This is a genomic window from Nostocoides japonicum T1-X7 (genome assembly GCF_001046855.1).
GTDB lineage: Bacteria > Actinomycetota > Actinomycetes > Actinomycetales > Dermatophilaceae > Nostocoides > Nostocoides japonicum.
Genome location: NZ_HF570958.1, coordinates 162,282 through 177,020, shown reverse-complemented (window position 1 = coordinate 177,020; position 14,739 = coordinate 162,282). Strand labels below are relative to the sequence as shown.

General features: G+C 70.0%; 16 protein-coding genes. 11 read left to right on the top strand and 5 right to left on the bottom strand.

From position 1 onward, the window contains the following. Positions 1-64: 64 nt before the first annotated feature. A complete protein-coding gene (locus BN12_RS23300; protein ID WP_053079917.1) occupies positions 65-1,003 on the top strand; it encodes an LGFP repeat-containing protein in 939 nt (312 codons plus the stop codon). Between the two features lie 571 nt (positions 1,004-1,574). Here the strand turns inward: BN12_RS23300 and BN12_RS00855 are convergent. Further along, positions 1,575-2,933 carry an aromatic ring-hydroxylating oxygenase subunit alpha gene (locus BN12_RS00855; protein WP_083454303.1) on the bottom strand — a complete coding sequence of 453 codons (1,359 nt, stop codon included), beginning with the start codon at positions 2,931-2,933 and terminating at the stop codon, positions 1,575-1,577. A gap of 174 nt (positions 2,934-3,107) precedes the next feature. On the opposite strand from BN12_RS00855, the gene BN12_RS00850 reads away from it, so the two are divergent. After that, on the top strand, positions 3,108-4,133 hold the full coding sequence (locus tag BN12_RS00850) for a MerR family transcriptional regulator (RefSeq protein WP_048549624.1): 1,026 nt from the start codon (positions 3,108-3,110) through the stop codon (positions 4,131-4,133). Positions 4,134-4,200: 67 nt separating this feature from the next. Then, positions 4,201-5,355, top strand: coding sequence for an MFS transporter (locus tag BN12_RS00845; protein WP_048549623.1), 1,155 nt, complete (start codon positions 4,201-4,203; stop codon positions 5,353-5,355). A gap of 16 nt (positions 5,356-5,371) precedes the next feature. Here BN12_RS00845 and BN12_RS00840 read toward each other — a convergent pair whose 3' ends face one another. Together BN12_RS00840 and BN12_RS00835 are read right to left on the bottom strand one after the other, a co-directional pair. Further along, the gene (locus BN12_RS00840) at positions 5,372-6,673 is read right to left on the bottom strand and encodes an RNA polymerase sigma factor (RefSeq protein ID WP_048549622.1); all 1,302 of its coding nucleotides are present in this window, start codon (positions 6,671-6,673) and stop codon (positions 5,372-5,374) included. Between the two features lie 23 nt (positions 6,674-6,696). After that, positions 6,697-7,044 carry a YciI family protein gene (locus BN12_RS00835; protein ID WP_235432263.1) on the bottom strand — a complete coding sequence of 116 codons (348 nt, stop codon included), beginning with the start codon at positions 7,042-7,044 and terminating at the stop codon, positions 6,697-6,699. A gap of 206 nt (positions 7,045-7,250) precedes the next feature. Here BN12_RS00835 and BN12_RS00830 point away from each other — a divergent pair, with 206 nt between their 5' ends. Together BN12_RS00830 and BN12_RS00825 are read left to right on the top strand one after the other, a co-directional pair. Next, a complete protein-coding gene (locus BN12_RS00830; RefSeq protein WP_048549621.1) occupies positions 7,251-7,688 on the top strand; it encodes a VOC family protein in 438 nt (145 codons plus the stop codon). A 47-nt stretch (positions 7,689-7,735) separates the two neighbouring features. Further along, entirely contained in the window at positions 7,736-8,164 is a 429-nt protein-coding gene (locus BN12_RS00825) for a hypothetical protein (protein WP_053079916.1), read from the top strand. On the opposite strand, the gene BN12_RS00820 is transcribed toward BN12_RS00825, so the two are convergent. Beyond that, entirely contained in the window at positions 8,135-8,542 is a 408-nt protein-coding gene (locus BN12_RS00820) for a winged helix-turn-helix transcriptional regulator (protein WP_048555853.1), read from the bottom strand. The genes BN12_RS00825 and BN12_RS00820 overlap by 30 nt on opposite strands. 139 nt (positions 8,543-8,681) lie before the next feature. Between BN12_RS00820 and BN12_RS00815 the strand changes: the two genes are divergently transcribed. The 3 genes from BN12_RS00815 to BN12_RS00805 all read left to right on the top strand — a co-directional run bounded on the left by BN12_RS00815 (position 8,682) and on the right by BN12_RS00805 (position 11,245). Further along, entirely contained in the window at positions 8,682-9,332 is a 651-nt protein-coding gene (locus tag BN12_RS00815) for an NAD(P)-dependent oxidoreductase (protein WP_048549620.1), read from the top strand. 140 nt (positions 9,333-9,472) lie between these two features. Beyond that, the gene (locus BN12_RS00810; RefSeq protein ID WP_083454302.1) at positions 9,473-10,399 is read left to right on the top strand and encodes a PLP-dependent cysteine synthase family protein; all 927 of its coding nucleotides are present in this window, start codon (positions 9,473-9,475) and stop codon (positions 10,397-10,399) included. Positions 10,400-10,462: 63 nt separating this feature from the next. Continuing rightward, positions 10,463-11,245, top strand: a complete 783-nt coding sequence (locus BN12_RS00805; RefSeq protein WP_200901113.1) for an IclR family transcriptional regulator — start codon at positions 10,463-10,465, stop codon at positions 11,243-11,245. Positions 11,246-11,278: 33 nt separating this feature from the next. On the opposite strand, the gene BN12_RS00800 is transcribed toward BN12_RS00805, so the two are convergent. Beyond that, positions 11,279-12,586, bottom strand: a complete 1,308-nt coding sequence (locus tag BN12_RS00800) for a helix-turn-helix transcriptional regulator (protein WP_048549618.1) — start codon at positions 12,584-12,586, stop codon at positions 11,279-11,281. Between the two features lie 140 nt (positions 12,587-12,726). Between BN12_RS00800 and BN12_RS00795 the strand changes: the two genes are divergently transcribed. The 3 genes from BN12_RS00795 to BN12_RS00785 all read left to right on the top strand — a co-directional run. Next, a complete protein-coding gene (locus tag BN12_RS00795) occupies positions 12,727-13,128 on the top strand; it encodes a GlcG/HbpS family heme-binding protein (RefSeq protein ID WP_048549617.1) in 402 nt (133 codons plus the stop codon). Positions 13,129-13,172: 44 nt separating this feature from the next. Beyond that, positions 13,173-13,952 carry a pyrroline-5-carboxylate reductase gene (locus BN12_RS00790; protein ID WP_048549616.1) on the top strand — a complete coding sequence of 260 codons (780 nt, stop codon included), beginning with the start codon at positions 13,173-13,175 and terminating at the stop codon, positions 13,950-13,952. 142 nt (positions 13,953-14,094) lie between these two features. Continuing rightward, on the top strand, positions 14,095-14,739 hold a 645-nt coding region (locus tag BN12_RS00785; protein ID WP_235432262.1), incomplete at its 3' end, for an aromatic ring-hydroxylating oxygenase subunit alpha.

Genomic DNA, 14,739 nt, shown 5'->3' with positions numbered 1-14,739 from the left:
CGACTCGGACGTCGGCCCGCACACCTCGCCGACTGCCCGGTGACCACCGAGGAAGGGTCCGACCATGGCCGAACAACCCGACTGGAGATTCTGCGTCAAGTGCCAGGTGCTCTTCTACGACGGCTACAACGACAAGGGACACTGCCCGGCCGATGACGGCGAGCATGCCCGGGCCGGCTATCACTTCGTCCTGCCGCACGACGTTCCCGAAGCCCCGACCTCGCAGGCCGCGTGGCGATTCTGCGACAAGTGCTTCGTCCTCTTCTTCGACGGGTACGAGGACAAGAAGACCTGCCCTGTGGGAGATCGCCAGCACCGAGCCGCAGGGTTCCAGTTCGTGCTCCCCCATGACGTGAACGGCGAGTGGGACAGCCAGACCGAGTGGCGGTTCTGCATCAAGTGCCAAGCGCTCTTCTACAACGGCTATCCCAACCCCGGCCGGTGCGCCGGCGGCGATCTCCATCAGGCCGCCGGCTTCCACTTCGTGCTTCCGTACTACGCCGCGCAGCCCGGACCGATCGCCGACCGATGGCAGCAATATGGCGGACTCACCGGACCCCTGGGGGCCGCCGTCGGCCGTGCTGGACCGAACGGTGCGGCGTATCAGTTCACCGCCGCGCCCGGCTTGTACCAAGGCTTCGAGAACGGGGCGGTTGCCTGGACACCCAACCAGGGAAGGAACATGACCGTCGCCATCTATGAACAGGCCGGGCGGGCCGTTCTCGACTGGGGCACGACCGATCCGTGGAACTATGACCGGTTCATCGTCCGCTGGTCGCTCACCACCTCGGATCAACCGCTGCCGCTGGACCGGTGGTCCCAGGCCGACGTGAGCACTGGCATCTTCCACCCGCGAACCTGGGGCTCGTTCACGCTTCCTTCCCCTCCCGGCGGCATCGGCTCGAGTGAAGGCTGGTGCTACTACGCCATCGTCGAGGGATACGACAACGACGGCGACAGTGACCAGGGCTGGACCTACCCCGTGCGGCACCGTATCCGCTGACGGCCGGAGCGAGCTCATGCTGAGCTCGCGCCTCGAAGTCCAGACACAGCGGGCGAGTCGGGGTTGACGGACCCCCGGCGTAGTCGATGAGAGCGCTGACTCCTCTTCGAGCACGCGCCGCGTTGGATGCGCGTCGACCCCACCGACAGGCAATGGCGTCGACGCCCGTCCTAAGGCCCTGCCTCGCGAGCACGGCGGGTGTCACTGTCGGCGACCCGGCCCAGCGAACTTCCTGTCCATCGGCCCGGTACGGGCGGCATGGCTCGCCAGGACCCCTCGTTCTTCCGCGACCGCGGCGTCCAGATCGGCCGCGACGGATGTCGGGCTCCATCTCCCTGGGCCACCGAGGGCGTCCTGCTCGGCCTCGGCGAGGCTGCGCCCCACCTGCCGCCGCCCGAACGGCTGGGAGTGCGCCACGAACGTCGGCGACCTGCCGACCGCGCAGCAAGAAGGCCAGGTCCTGCTGGCCAGCGGCGAGGTGGCGGGACGGCGAACTGCCCGGCGAGACGGCCGTGTGGATCGCCAGGAAGGCTGACACCCCACGGGGCCGGATGGGTTGCGACCCGCCGGCTCACCAGGTCAGGTCGCCGTGCACGGCCGGCTGGAGCCCGTCGACCTGCTCGCTGAATGCTGGGAGTGTTGCCAGGCGGCCGATGTACCAGTTGACGAAGGCCTCGACCTGGTACTCGGTCGAGCTGTAGGGGCCGGGCAGGTAGGCGGGGCTGGAGACGCCGAGCTGGGCCCGTTCGACGAATCCGGCATCCTGCAGGTTGGTCGCCTTCCACACGTGGGTCAGACTCTCCACGTCGTAGTCCTCGCCCTCGACGGCATCCGCGTGGACCAGCCAGGTCGAGCGGACGAGGGTCCTGTCCGGTGAGATGGGGAGGGCCGTGAAGGCGACGGCGTGGTCGGCCATGAAGTGGAACCACGAGTTGGGCTGCAGGTGGAGGCCGAGCCGGCCGAGCTTGGCCGTGGGGAAGCCGGCCAGGAGCCGTCGGACGGCGGCGGCACCATCGACCGTGATGGACTCACCGGCTCCGTCAAGAGCTTCGCGCTCGATGCGGTATCCGGTCGTTCGCGTGTCGAGCTCCTCGCGTGCCGCATACGGCAGGCCGAGGGCGTCGTAGGTACGGATGGCCTCCGCGGTGGCCGTGCGGAGCCGCTCGGCGTCGCCCTGCAGCCGCGGAGGGAGGTTCTCGGGTGTGTACCCGTAGACCGGGAAGATGCTGCAGTTCAGCTCCGGATGCCCGGCGCAGTGGTAGCACTCGCGGTTGTTCTCCATGGTCAGCTTCCAGTTGCAGCGCTCGACCAGGTCGATCTGTGCGGCGACCTTGGCGTGGGTGAGGTCATGCGGCCCCACGTAGTCCTCGACGATGCCGGCCACCTCGTCGAAGTCCTCGGGCGTCTCCTGCGCCAGGCACAGGAAGACGAGCCCGGCGACGGTGCGTACATGGACGTGCCGTAGCCCGTAGCACGATGCATCGAAGTCCGCCGACTGCGACTCGGCGAACCGCAGTGAGCCATCGACGCCGTAGGTCCAACTGTGGTACGCGCAGACGATATTGCCGACGCTGCCCCGGTCCTCCATCAGCAGCCGGGCACCCCGATGCCGGCAGACGTTGTGGAATGCCCGGACCTGTTCGTCGTCGTCACGCACGACGATGAGCGAATACCTCCCGAGGGTGATGGTGACGTAGTCGCCCGGCTCGGGGATCTCGGCCTCGGCCGCGGCGAAGATCCAGGACCGGCCGAAGATGGCCTCGATGTCGAGGGCGAACACGTCCGGGTCGGTGTAGAAGGGCGCCTCCAGGCTGCGCCACGGTATGCGGCGCGCGACGAGGTCGCGCAGACGGGTCGGCAGCGCCGTTGGGGACACGCCCCGACGAACGGGCTCGGTGGTCGTCGTCATCGTGCTGTCCTCCTCGGACATGTCGAGAACGGTGCCTCTTCGCGGCACATCGTCGCTATGCGGCACACGGTATGCCGATCCAGCGGACCGGTCAATGGCTCGTCGGAGGTCCGCGACGTCCCGCGGCTCGGACGATTCGCTGGTTGGGCGCTGTCGCTTGACCTTCGAGCGACGTGATACCGCAGGCTGACACGTATGGACCAGCCACTGCTGACGATCGGGGCCTTCGCGCGTGCCGTCGGGCTCGCGCCGAGCACGCTTCGGTTCTACGACGAGTGCGGCCTGCTCCGGCCCGCCGAGGTCGACGACGTGACCGGTTACCGGTACTACACGCCCGACCTGGAACGCCGCGCCCGCCTGGTGGCGCGGATGCGCGATGCCGGCGTGCCGATCGAGGTCATGCGCACCGCGCTCGAGGGCAGCGTCGAAGACCGTCGGCGGGTCTTGCGCGAGGTGTTGGCGGAGCAGGAGGCGGCCGCTGCCCGCCGCGCGACAGCGCTCGAGAACCTCCTGGCCGACGAGTCCGCGGGACGCGTCGGCGGGACCGTCGGCCTGAACGGGCCGGAGCTCGCGGCGGCGATCCGTCAGGTGCGGGTCGCTGCAGACGTCGACCCGGCCTCTCCGCTGTCCGGGGTGCTCCTCGACATGGCGGCGGGCACGGTGGACGTGGTCGCCACGAACCGCTTCTGGATGGCCGTCCGGACCCTGCCGACCTCGCCCGCCGACGACCTTCGTATCGTGCTGTCCCTCCCGGACGCCGCTCGCCTCTGCGGCATCCTCGAACGTCACGACGAAGCCACCCTCGAACTCGGCGGCGACGGTATCGCGGTGGCGGGCGAGGTGGTCCCGATCCGAGACGTCCCGTATCCGGCCCATCGGATGCTCATCGCGGGGCTTCCGCCCGCGGTCGGTCGGATGGCCCTGCCTCGAACCGACGTCGTCGAGGCGATCGAGGCGGCCGGCCATGCCGAGTTCGACCTGGAGGTCGTCCACGATGCCGTCCGGATCGGCGACCGTGAGATTCCGGGGACAGTCGACACTCCGGGGATGTCGCTACGACTCGGGTCGGCACTGACCCGTCGGGCCATCGGGTGCGCGCTCGGGCGGGAGATCGTGCTGCGCGTCGCCTCGCAGACGCAGACGCAGGCGGTGCGGGTGACCTGCCCGTATCAGTCCGGCTTCCTCGCCCTGCTGATGCCGGTCGCTCGCCGTCAGCAGTGAGCACGAAGGCACCTCGCGGCTTCCGCCGGTGGGCAGCGAGCGCGGCCCTGTCCGCCCTGGGGACGCGATGACGTTCTACGCGCTGGCCTGGGTGTCAGCGAGTCGTGGCCCCGCCACCGCGAGCGTGGTCCTCACCGCCGGTTCCATTCCGCTCTGCCTGCTCGTGTTGGCCGGCGGACTGGTCGCGGACCACTGGGGTGCGCGTCCGGTGATGGTGTGCTGCGACCTGGTCATGGCGGCCGTCATGGGTGCGTTCGCCGTCGGCGCGCTCTGGGCGGCACCCGTCTGGGCGCTCGTGGCGGTGTCCTTCCTCAGCGGTGCGGCGGCCGGTGTGCGGCGCCCTGCCGCGGGTGTCTTCCCGCGGCTGTTCGCGCGCGGCGAGGAGCTGCCGCGTCTCATGGCCACCCTCGTCCTCCTCCTGCAGCTCGCGCAGGTGACCGGTCCGGTCGTCGCCGGCGCGCTCCTGGCCTGGGGCGGCCTGGCACCGACCTCGGGCATCGACGCGTTCAGCTTCGCCATGGTGGGCCTCGTGCTGCTCGCGACGAGACCGCCCCTGGCTCCGGAGCGACCGCCGTGCGAGCGCTCGTGGACGACGCAGCTGCGTGACGGAGTCCGACTGGCGTTCACGTCACCGGGAGTTCCCGCCACGGTCACCGCCGTGTGCGGACTCGCGGTGACCATCCTCCCCCTCGTCGAGCTCTGCGTTCCGCTCGCCGGGCACGACCGCGGCTGGGGCGCCGGCGGCACCAGTCTGGTCGTCGGCGCCTGGCCGCTCGGCGGGATGACCGTGATGGCGATCGTCGCTCGACGCGGGGCACCGGCTGCTCGCGTGGCGCTCATGGGCCCGGTGACCGCGTCGGCAGGAGCCCTGCTGCTGGCGGTCGCCGATCACCTCGCCGCCGGGGTGTTCGCGGTGCTCCTCGTCGGCATCGGCACCTCGACGACGACGGCGAGGCTGTTCCCCCGCTTCACCGATGCCACGCCCGAGCCCATGCTGGCCCGGTTCAACTCGGTGATCCAGCTGGCCCAGGTCGCCCCGGTGCTGGTCGCCACTCCCGTGCTGGGATGGGTTGCGCACACGTGGGGTACCGAGACCTCGCTGCTCCTCGTGGGCGTCACGCTCCTCGCCACGACGGTGGCCGTTCACCGCGCGGAGGTCGGGCTCTCCCAGGTCGCCGAGCCTCGGCATCCACCCGCACGTGACGCCCAGGGTGCCCGGTAGCGCACCGATCTCCTGGTCATCGGCCCGGCTCGGATGTCTGTCGGAGCGCCAGGTTCTCCTGGGCGCGACGGTGGAGGACCGCGCGCTCGCTGCCGTTGCTGGTGCGCCCGGCCGCCTCGGCGAACGCCTCGGCCGCCTCTGCGTGGAGCCCGGACCGTTCGAGCAGGTCTCCCCGCACGCTGGGCAGGAGCGGCGAGTCGCGGAGGGCACGTGCGTCCAGCTCCGCCAGCACGGCGAGGCCCGCGTCCGGTCCGAACGCTCGCCCGTATGCGACCGCGCGGTTCACCTCGACGACCGGTCCGGGCGCGGTGTTCGCCAGGACGTCGTACAACGCGGCGATCCGGCGCCAGTTCGTGTCCTCGGCCCGCCTGGCGCGGGCGTGTTCGGCGGCGATCGAGGCCTGGAGGAAGTACGTCCCGACCGGCTTGCCGCGCGCTGCGAGCCGCTCGGCCTGCTGGATGGCGGCCAGTCCGCGGCGGGCGAGCATCGTGTTCCATCGGCCCCGGTCCTGCGCCTCCAACAGGACCGGCTCACCGCGCTCGTCGATCCGGGCGGCCATCCGCGACCCCTGGATCTCCAGCAGCGCCAGGAGTCCGAGGGCCTCGGGCTCGTCGGGGACGAGCGCGACCACCATCCGGGCGAGCCGGATCGCCTCGGTGGCCAGGTCGGGGCGCATCCAGTCCTCGCCGGCCGTGGCGGCGTAGCCCTCGTTGAAGATCAGGTAGATCACGGCCATCACGTCGTCGATGCGCTCGGTCCGCTCGCGCCCGGTGGGCAGCTCGATATCGATCTGCGCCGCCGACAGCGTCCTCTTGGCTCGCGAGATCCGCTGTCCCATGGCGGACTCGGTGGTCAGGAACCCGCGGGCGATCTCCGCGGTCGTGAGTCCGCCGACGAGGCGCAGCGTCAGCGCGGCGCGGGACTCGGCCGTCAGGGCGGGATGGCAGGTCAGGAAGATGAGCCGCAGGACGTCGTCCTCGATGTGGTCGACCTGGCCGTCGAGGTCGGGCATCGTCCCCTCCTCTCCGCCGTGGGCATGCTCGAGCTCCGCGGTCTTGCGGCGAAGGGTGTCGGCGCGCCGGAAGTGGTCGATGCCGCGCCGTTTCGCGATGGTCATCAGCCACGCGACCGGGTTCTGCGGGATGCCGGTCGTCGGCCATTGCTCCAGGGCGGCGACGAGGGCGTCCTGCGCGAGGTCCTCCGCGAGCTCCAGGTCACGGGTCATCCGGGTGAGGGCGCCGACGAGGCGGGCCGATTCGGCCCGCCACGCCGCGACGATGGCCTCGTTCGTGTTGTCCGCACTGGTCTGCGCCGGCACGTGGCCAGCGTAGTGAGTCCCCGTCAGTCGCCGGGTGCCTCAGGGCCGGTGGAGATCTGGCGCAGGGTCGAGATGACCGTGACCTCGGGCCAGTACTTCGCGTGCAGCTCGGCGAACGACTGCTGGTCGGCGACAGCCTCCTCGAGGCTGTCGTACTGGAGGATCGACCAGCCGCCGACGACCTCCTTCGCCTCGGCATACGGTCCGTCGACCCTGCTGATCTCTCCCTGACGGACGACGAAGTTCACGGCGTCCTCGGTGCCGTACAGGCCGCCCCCGTCGACGAACACGCCGCTCGAGGCCCGCTCGCCGATGTAGGCGTCCATCGCCTCGAACAGCGCCTGCGGCGGCGTACCGACGCCTTCTTCCATTCTCACGAATCCCATGAAACGCGGCATCTCGATCACTCCTACGGGTTGGTGGGCGGGTACGTGGTGCACCTACGTCGAACGGCCACCCGGGTCTTCGACATCACGTCTCGACGTTCTTCCATCCTCACCGACCGGGCGCGTGGGGACGCCGCGGGGTGGCCGGTCGAGGCTGCCGACGAACACCGAGTGGGGCTAGCGTGAAAGCCATGCCCATCAGACTCGAGAACGTCGGCATCGCCGTCCGTGACCTCGACGCCGCCATCTCCTTCTTCACCGACCTGGGGCTGACCGTCCTGGGCCGCGACGAGGTGAGCGGACAGTGGGCCGACACGGCCGTCGGTCTCGACGGGAACCACGCCAGGATCGCCATGCTCCAGACCCCGGACGGCAACGGACGCCTCGAGCTCTTCGAGTACATCCATCCCGATGCGATCGAGACCGAACCCACGCGCCCCCACGAGATAGGCATGCACCGGGTAGCCTTCGCGGTCGACGACATCGAGCAATCCCTCGAGATCGCCGCGAGGCACGGCTGCCACCCGCTGCGCGGCGTCGCGATCTACGAGGACATGTACAAGCTCACCTACGTCCGCGGGCCCAGCGGCATCATCGTGATGCTTGCCGAGGACCTGCGGAAGAGCTGACGTCGCATCGTCGCCGTCCGGCCGGCGAGACGTGATCGGAGGTATCGATGGGTGCGGACCGGGATCGGCGCCGGGACGAGGCAGCCGAGCGGGCCGACTACCACGTCGCCGCGCAACGCCGGCGGGCCGAACGAGAGTCGGCCAAGGCCCAGGTCCTGATCGACCGGTTCGTCGCGGAGGCCAGCCGGTCGGGCCTGGCGACCGAGGTGTTGACGGCCCGCCCGTGGAACGGACGTGGGCGCTACCGGACCACCGTCGTGGGCTGGTACCTGCGCAACGACAGGTCGGTCGGCATCGGGGTCGACGGCCGCTTCTACGTCCTCGTCGTCCCGCCGGAGCGGTTCGGCCGCTGGCGGACGGTCCACCTCGATCCCACGCCGCCGCCGTTGCAGGTCGGGCACGGAGGACGCGACGGCGACTCGGTCGCACTCGACACGCTGCTCAACCTACGGCTGGGTCGGACCGGGCCGTCCTGAGCCTGAGGCGTCCACGATCCGCGCACGATGTGCCCGCCTGGCGTCGAGCACCCGCGCCATGTGGGCGGTGGCCCACTCCTCGAGCGCGGCCAGCGGCTCCTGCAGCGATCGGCCGAGGTCGGTGAGGGCGTACTCCACGCGCGGCGGGACCTCCGGATAGACCGTGCGGGTCACGAGCCCGTCGAACTCCAGGGTGCGCAGGGTCTGGGCGAGCATCTTCTGGGAGATCCCGTCGATGCGGCGAGCGAGCTCGGAGTAGCGACGCGGGCCGTCGTCGAGGGTGTTGATGACCAGGACGGTCCAGCGGTCACCGATGCGGTCCAACAGCTGACGCGTCGGGCAGTCGCGATCGTACGGATCCCACGCGAGCTCGGACATCGTCGGCATACCTCCTGATTCCTACCGCGGAGTGAGTGGCTCACTCGAAAGTGCGCACTTCCTACCGGAGAGTGACTCGCCTACGGTAACTGCGGCGGGCTCCCGGAGGGGACCCGATGCAACCGACGAAGGAGTGGTCATGGTCAACATCGTCGTCCTGGGCGGCACAGGGTATGCGGGCGGCAACATCGTCGCCGCGGCGGCGGCAGCGGGACACGCGGTGGTGTCGTACAGCCGCACCATCCCGACGGTGCCGGTCGCGGGCGTCGACTATCGCACCGGTGACGTCGCCTCGGAGGCGACCCTGGCTGCCGCCGTCGATGACGCGGATGTCGTGGTCAGTGCGCTGGCGCCGCGCGGTGACCTCTCGGGCCCCGGAGTGCTCCGGGCGATCGAGGCGACGGTGGCGCGGCTCGCGGCCGCCCGGGGCGTTCGGTTCGGTGTCGTCGGCGGTGCCGGCTCGCTGCTCGTCACCGAGGACGGTCCGAAGCTCGTCGACACCGCCGACTTCCCGGAGGAGTACCGGGAAGAGGCCCGGGAGCTCGACGGCGTGCTCGAGGACCTGCGCGGTGGCGCGCAGGACCTGGACTGGTTCTTCGTCAGCCCCGCGGCCGCATTCGGGGGCGTGAACCCCGGCGTGCCGACCGGCAGCTACCGGATCGGCGGCGACGTCCTCCTCGTCGATGAGGAGGGCAGCTCGTTCGTCTCCGGGGCGGACTTCGCCCAGGCGGTGGTGGCGGAGATCGAGGAGCCGGTCCACCGGCGCAGCCGCTTCAGCGTGGCCTACTGACGCGCGGATGCCGGCGCCCGGGCGACCGCACGAGATCCCGATCGGGCGGACCCACGAGTGGTCGCCAGGCCCGTTCCCGATGGCCCATCGATAGGGTTCCACCGTCCGATGCCATCCACGACCCGACCCTCGGGAGCGCCATGACCACACCCGTTGTGGACCTGACCGAGCTGTTCGGCGTCGAGGGGACGTTGCTCGCGAAGCTGGAGAACGAGAGCCGGACCGGTTCGGTGAAGGACCGGCCCGTGCGGTGGATGGTCGACGATCCCCGCACCGACCAGGCGCACACCGTGGTCGAGGCCAGCGGCGGGAACACCGGCATCTCGCTCGCCGTCGCGGGGCGTGAGCTGGGCAAACGGGTCATCATCACGATGAGCCGGAAGATGAGCCCCGGCAAGGTGCGCCGGATGGAGGAGGCGGGAGCCGAGGTGGTGCTGTGCCCCTGCGTCGGGCTGGACTCCCCGGCCAACTTCATCAACGTGGCCCAGCGGCTCGGAGCCGAGGAGGGCGTCTGGTACGTCGACCAGTTCAACAACCCGGCCAACGTCGCCGCCCATGCCGAGGGCACGGGACCGGAGATCCTCGCGCAGGTGGGGGACGGGCTCGACTGCTTCGTTGCGGGCGCCGGGACGGGCGGCACGCTGACGGGCGTCGGCCGCGCACTCAAGCGGCGTCGACCGGGCATCGAGATCGTCCTGGCGGATCCGGTGGGCAGCATCCTCGCGGCGCACCTGAGGGGTGAGCAGGTCGAGGGCGGCCCGTACCTGGTCGAAGGCATCGGCGGTGACTTCCTGCCCCCGCTTCTCGACTTCGACGTGCTGGACGGCGCCTACGAGATCGACGACCTGGAGAGTGCCGCCCACCTGGCGGTGTTGCGCGAGGCGGGCATCAGGGTGGGCAGCTCGTCGGGGACCGCGATCGGCGCGGCCCTGGCATACCTGCGCGACAACCCGGGCCGGACGGTCTGCGCGCTTCTCGCCGACGCCGGTGATCGCTATCTGGAGACCTGGCAGGACGAGGACTGGCTGACGGGTCACGGACTGCCCGTTATGCTCTCCCACCCCTGATCACCGCCCCGCATGCGATCCGGCTCGTCGTCGATGTGACCCGGCCGGGTTATGGTTCGCGACATGCCGGACGACACTCGACGCCGCGATCCGGCCGTGCAGTCCGTCGATCGCGCGGTGTCGATCCTCGAGCTGCTCGCGAAGGCGGGGATGGCGGGGGTCACCGAGATCGCCGGTGAGCTGGGCATCTCCAAGTCGGCCGCCTTCCGCCTGCTGACGACCCTGGAGGCCCGCGGCCTCGTCGAACAGGACTCCGAGCGGGGCAAGTACGCCATCGGGTACACCGCGGTGCTCCTGGCGGCCGGCTCCGCGAGGGTCCGGAGCATCGCGAAGATGAGCCACGCGGTGTGCCAGCAGCTGGCGCTGGAGGTGGGGGAGACGGTCAACGTCGCGGTCCCCGACGGGACGGAGGTGCTCACCGTCGACCAGGCGCTGGGCGACGCGGCCGTCATGGCGATCGACTGGGTCGGGAAGCGGCAGCCGCTCCATGCGACCGCGGTGGGGAAGGTCTTCCTCGCGAGCATGCCGAGGGATCGGATCGCCGAATTCCTCCGCGAGCCGTTGATCGCCCACACGCCGGAGACCATCACCGACCCCGGCGAGCTCGCCGCACAGCTGGACCAGGTTCGCGATGTCGGGTATGCGACGACCTACGAGGAGTACGAGGTCGGGCTGGCCGCGGTGGCGATGCCGATCCGCGACCTCACCGAGCAGGTCGTGGCGGCCATCACCATCTCCGGGCCGGCGTTCCGGGTCAACGAGCGCTCCGTCCCCGGTCTGTTGGAGCCGCTGGCATCGGCGGCCGCCACGATCTCCTGGCGCGCCGGTCACGTCAAGCACGGCTGAGCGCGGCCAGGGCCCGAGAACGTCGTCGGCCCGTCACCGGACCCGGATGCCGGCCTGGAAGGCGGCTCGCCGGTGGCTCACCCGGGCGGCGACCTGGGCCCTTGACGTCACGCCGAGCTTGCGGAAGATCTTCGACGCGTGGAACTTGACGGTGTTCTCGCTGATCCCGAGACACTCGGCGATGGCGCGGTTGCCCATTCCGTCGGCGATGAGCCGGACCACCTCGAGCTCCCGCGGGGCCAGACCCCACGGAACGAGGTCGTCGGCCTGGATCGACGGAGGGTCCAACGGGAGGACGACCGCCATCTCCGATCCCCAGCCTTCCGTCGTCGTGATGGACAGCGAGCCCCTCAAGGCGGTGACGCGCCCGCTGAGCGGCTGGACCTGATGGCTGTCGGGGGCCAGTCCCGACGTGCCGTCGTCGCGGAGGTCGATGAGCAGGTTCTTGCCGTCGCAGTCCCACTGCACCCGGATCCGGGAGACGTTCGGCTGGTCCACCATGGCCAGGATCGCTCCACGGACGACCGCCCGTGCGCCATGGGCGACCTCGCTCGGCAGCGGGCGACCGTCCACCGGGGGTTCGACGAACTGGACGTCGACATCCCGGTAGCGCAGGAGCGGCAGGAGGTCACTCCGGAGTCGGGTGAAGGCCTGGGTCACCGGCTCCTCGTCGGCGGTGCGGACCCGGTCGGTCGCCGTGCGCAGCTGGATGGAGGCGTCGGTCGCGAGACGGGTGGCCGCCTGACGCGCCTGGTGGTCGTCGAGGCTGGACGAGCGCAGCACGCTGAGCAGCGACTCCAAGGTCGTGGCGTGCTGGTCGGCGAGCTCGGCGACCGCCTCGACGCGGACGCTGGACATGGCTCGCGACTCCAGGAGGTATGCGGGTGAGGCCTGGCGCGCGAACTCGTGGATCCGCAGGGCGACGATCTGCCACAGGGGCAGCAGCACACGGTCGGCGTCCTCTGCACCGGGGTCGACGATGACCAGCACGGCGCCGGTGCCGGCGAGGATCGCGAGGACCGTGCGCGGTTCTCCCCCGACGCGGATCTGCAGTCGGGCCGGGGATCCGGGGTCCAGGCCGGCTCGGATGTCCTCGAGGGTCGGCCGGGTGAGCGCGGCGACGACGTCCGACGCGCCGAACGTCTTGCGGGGCTGACCGACGTCGTCCTCGGCGAGGATGACGAGCGCGCTGTGGCCGACCACCGGCGAGAGGAGGCGGGAGAACTCGGCGGCGACCTCCGACAGCGGCGAGCGCAGGACTCGCACGAGACCGTCCAACATCGAGACCTCGACGCCTCGTGCGCTCGACGCCGCCACGGTGCCACGTGCGGGTCGGGACATGCGGTCAGGCTACTGGCCGACATCCGGGAGCCACCCGTTCGGGTGGTGACACCTGCCCTATCCGGGGATGGACCTACCCGAACGTCTCGTCGAGACTGGCCAGACCCCGATCCAGCACGACCCAGCCAAGGAGAGCACCCATGTCCGCACTGACCCTCGCCGATGCCCGAGCAGTCGTCGCCGCGGTGGAGCAGAAGGCCGACGAGATCGGCCAGCCCATGAACATCGCCGTCGTCGACGCCGGCGGCAACCTCGTCACGCACGTCCGCCAGGACGGGGCGTGGATCGGCAGCATCGACATCTCGATCAGCAAGGCATGGACGGCGAAGGCCTTCGACATCCAGACCAAGGACCTCGGCGACAACTCCCAGCCGACCCAGCAGTTCTTCGGCATCCACACGACGAACGGCGGCCGGGTCGCGATCTTCGCCGGGGGCGTGCCGCTCGTCCGCGACGGCGTCGTCGTCGGTGGACTCGGCGTGAGCGGAGGCTCGGGGGAGCAGGACCAGGCCGTGGCCGAGGCCGGTCTCGCGGCCCTGTGACGGGTCGCCGGCGCAGCGGGCCCCCTTCCCCGGACCAGCACGGTATGCGTATCGGATTCGTCGGAACCGGCGTCATCGCCAAGGCGATCGTCGTCGGCCTCATCCGCTCCGGCTCCACTCCCGCACAGATCACCCTGTCTCCGCGGAACGCCGAGACCGCCGCGGAGCTCGCAGCGCTCGATGAGCGGATCCACGTCTCGGCCAGCAACCAGGAGGTGCTCACGGCGTCGGACGTCGTCTGCCTGGCCGTCAGACCGCAGATCGTGACGCAGGTGCTCTCGGACCTGGAGTTCGAGCCGCGCCATCACGTCATCAGCTTCGTCCCCGGCCTGTCGATCGAGATGCTGCATGCCCTGGCAGGTCCCGTCGAGCGGGTCGTCCGTGCCATCCCGCTCCCGGCCGTGGCGGACGGCACGGGGTGCACGGCGATCCATCCGGCGGACGAGGTGGCCGCGTCGATCTTCTCCGCGCTCGGGACCGCCGTCGAGGTGGGCGAAGAGGCGCAGTACGAGGCGCTGCAGGCCGTTACCGCGACGATGGCCAGCTTCTACGCCGTCCTCGAGCATCAGGCGCGGTGGCTGGTCCGCCACGGACTGCCCTATGCGGATGCCCGGGCCTTCCTCTCCGGGTATGCCATCGGGCTGGCGAACGAGACGGCCCGGACCGGCCAGACGTTCACCGAGATGATCGACTACCTCATGACTCCAGGCGGGCTCAACGAACAGGTGCATGGGGAGCTCACGGAGAGCGGGGCATACGACCACTACGACGGCGTGCTGGATCGCGTCCTCGCTCGCGTGACCTCGACGCAGGAGACGTCTTGACCCGCGACGGGGAACGTTCTAGCGTTTGTTCTGCATAGCGCTGTTGTTTCGTAATGCGTGACAACACGGTCGGTCCTGCCCATCACCTCGAGAACCCGGGAGTGTGCCTGTGAGCCCTTCGTCTGGATCTGCCTCTGCGTCCGTGGATATCGAGGGGATGGTGGCGCGGCGTGTGCCGGGGTACAGCTTGGAGTCGGGGTTCTACACGAGTGCGGAGGTGTATGCGCTGGATCTGGAGGTGATCTTCGGTCGGCATTGGTTGTTCTGTGCGACGGAGGCGGAGATTCCGGAGCCGGGGGACTTCGTGACGGTGGAGGTGGGGTCGACGTCGGTGATCATCGTGCGGGATGACGATGAGGGAGTGTCGGCGCTGTTGAACGTGTGTCGGCATCGGGGGTCGCGGATCGTGGATGATCCGTGTGGGGCGGTGGGGAACTTCGTGTGTCCGTATCACCAGTGGACGTATCGCACGGATGGGTCGTTGATCTTCGCCGAGTCTTCGCAGCCGGGGTTCGATCGGTCGGCGTTCGGGTTGCGGCGGGTGCCGGTGCGGAGTCTGGCGGGGTTGGTGTTCGTGTGTCTGTCGGATGAGCCGCCGGTGGATTTCGATGAGGTGGCGGGGGTTCTGGAGCCGTATCTGGCGCCGTACCGGTTGGCGGGGTTGAAGGTGGCGCATCAGACGGATCTGATGGAGGCGGGTAACTGGAAGCTGGTGATGGAGAACAACCGGGAGTGTCTGCATTGTGATGCGGGGCATCCGGAGTTGACCAGCGCCTACTTCCCGTTC

What these genes read in the sequence shown, in the direction of transcription:
- BN12_RS00810 (WP_083454302.1), top strand. Translation starts at nt 9,473, where the DNA reads ATGACCACACCCGTTGTGGACCTGACCGAGCTGTTCGGCGTCGAGGGG.
- BN12_RS23300 (WP_053079917.1), top strand. Translation starts at nt 65, where the DNA reads ATGGCCGAACAACCCGACTGGAGATTCTGCGTCAAGTGCCAGGTGCTC.
- BN12_RS00790 (WP_048549616.1), top strand. Translation starts at nt 13,173, where the DNA reads ATGCGTATCGGATTCGTCGGAACCGGCGTCATCGCCAAGGCGATCGTC.
- BN12_RS00835 (WP_235432263.1), bottom strand. Translation starts at nt 7,044, where the DNA reads ATGGAAGAAGGCGTCGGTACGCCGCCGCAGGCGCTGTTCGAGGCGATG.
- BN12_RS00815 (WP_048549620.1), top strand. Translation starts at nt 8,682, where the DNA reads ATGGTCAACATCGTCGTCCTGGGCGGCACAGGGTATGCGGGCGGCAAC.
- BN12_RS00805 (WP_200901113.1), top strand. Translation starts at nt 10,463, where the DNA reads ATGCCGGACGACACTCGACGCCGCGATCCGGCCGTGCAGTCCGTCGAT.
- BN12_RS00795 (WP_048549617.1), top strand. Translation starts at nt 12,727, where the DNA reads ATGTCCGCACTGACCCTCGCCGATGCCCGAGCAGTCGTCGCCGCGGTG.
- BN12_RS00820 (WP_048555853.1), bottom strand. Translation starts at nt 8,542, where the DNA reads ATGTCCGAGCTCGCGTGGGATCCGTACGATCGCGACTGCCCGACGCGT.
- BN12_RS00800 (WP_048549618.1), bottom strand. Translation starts at nt 12,586, where the DNA reads ATGTCCCGACCCGCACGTGGCACCGTGGCGGCGTCGAGCGCACGAGGC.
- BN12_RS00850 (WP_048549624.1), top strand. Translation starts at nt 3,108, where the DNA reads ATGGACCAGCCACTGCTGACGATCGGGGCCTTCGCGCGTGCCGTCGGG.
- BN12_RS00825 (WP_053079916.1), top strand. Translation starts at nt 7,736, where the DNA reads ATGGGTGCGGACCGGGATCGGCGCCGGGACGAGGCAGCCGAGCGGGCC.
- BN12_RS00855 (WP_083454303.1), bottom strand. Translation starts at nt 2,933, where the DNA reads ATGTCCGAGGAGGACAGCACGATGACGACGACCACCGAGCCCGTTCGT.
- BN12_RS00830 (WP_048549621.1), top strand. Translation starts at nt 7,251, where the DNA reads ATGCCCATCAGACTCGAGAACGTCGGCATCGCCGTCCGTGACCTCGAC.
- BN12_RS00845 (WP_048549623.1), top strand. Translation starts at nt 4,201, where the DNA reads ATGACGTTCTACGCGCTGGCCTGGGTGTCAGCGAGTCGTGGCCCCGCC.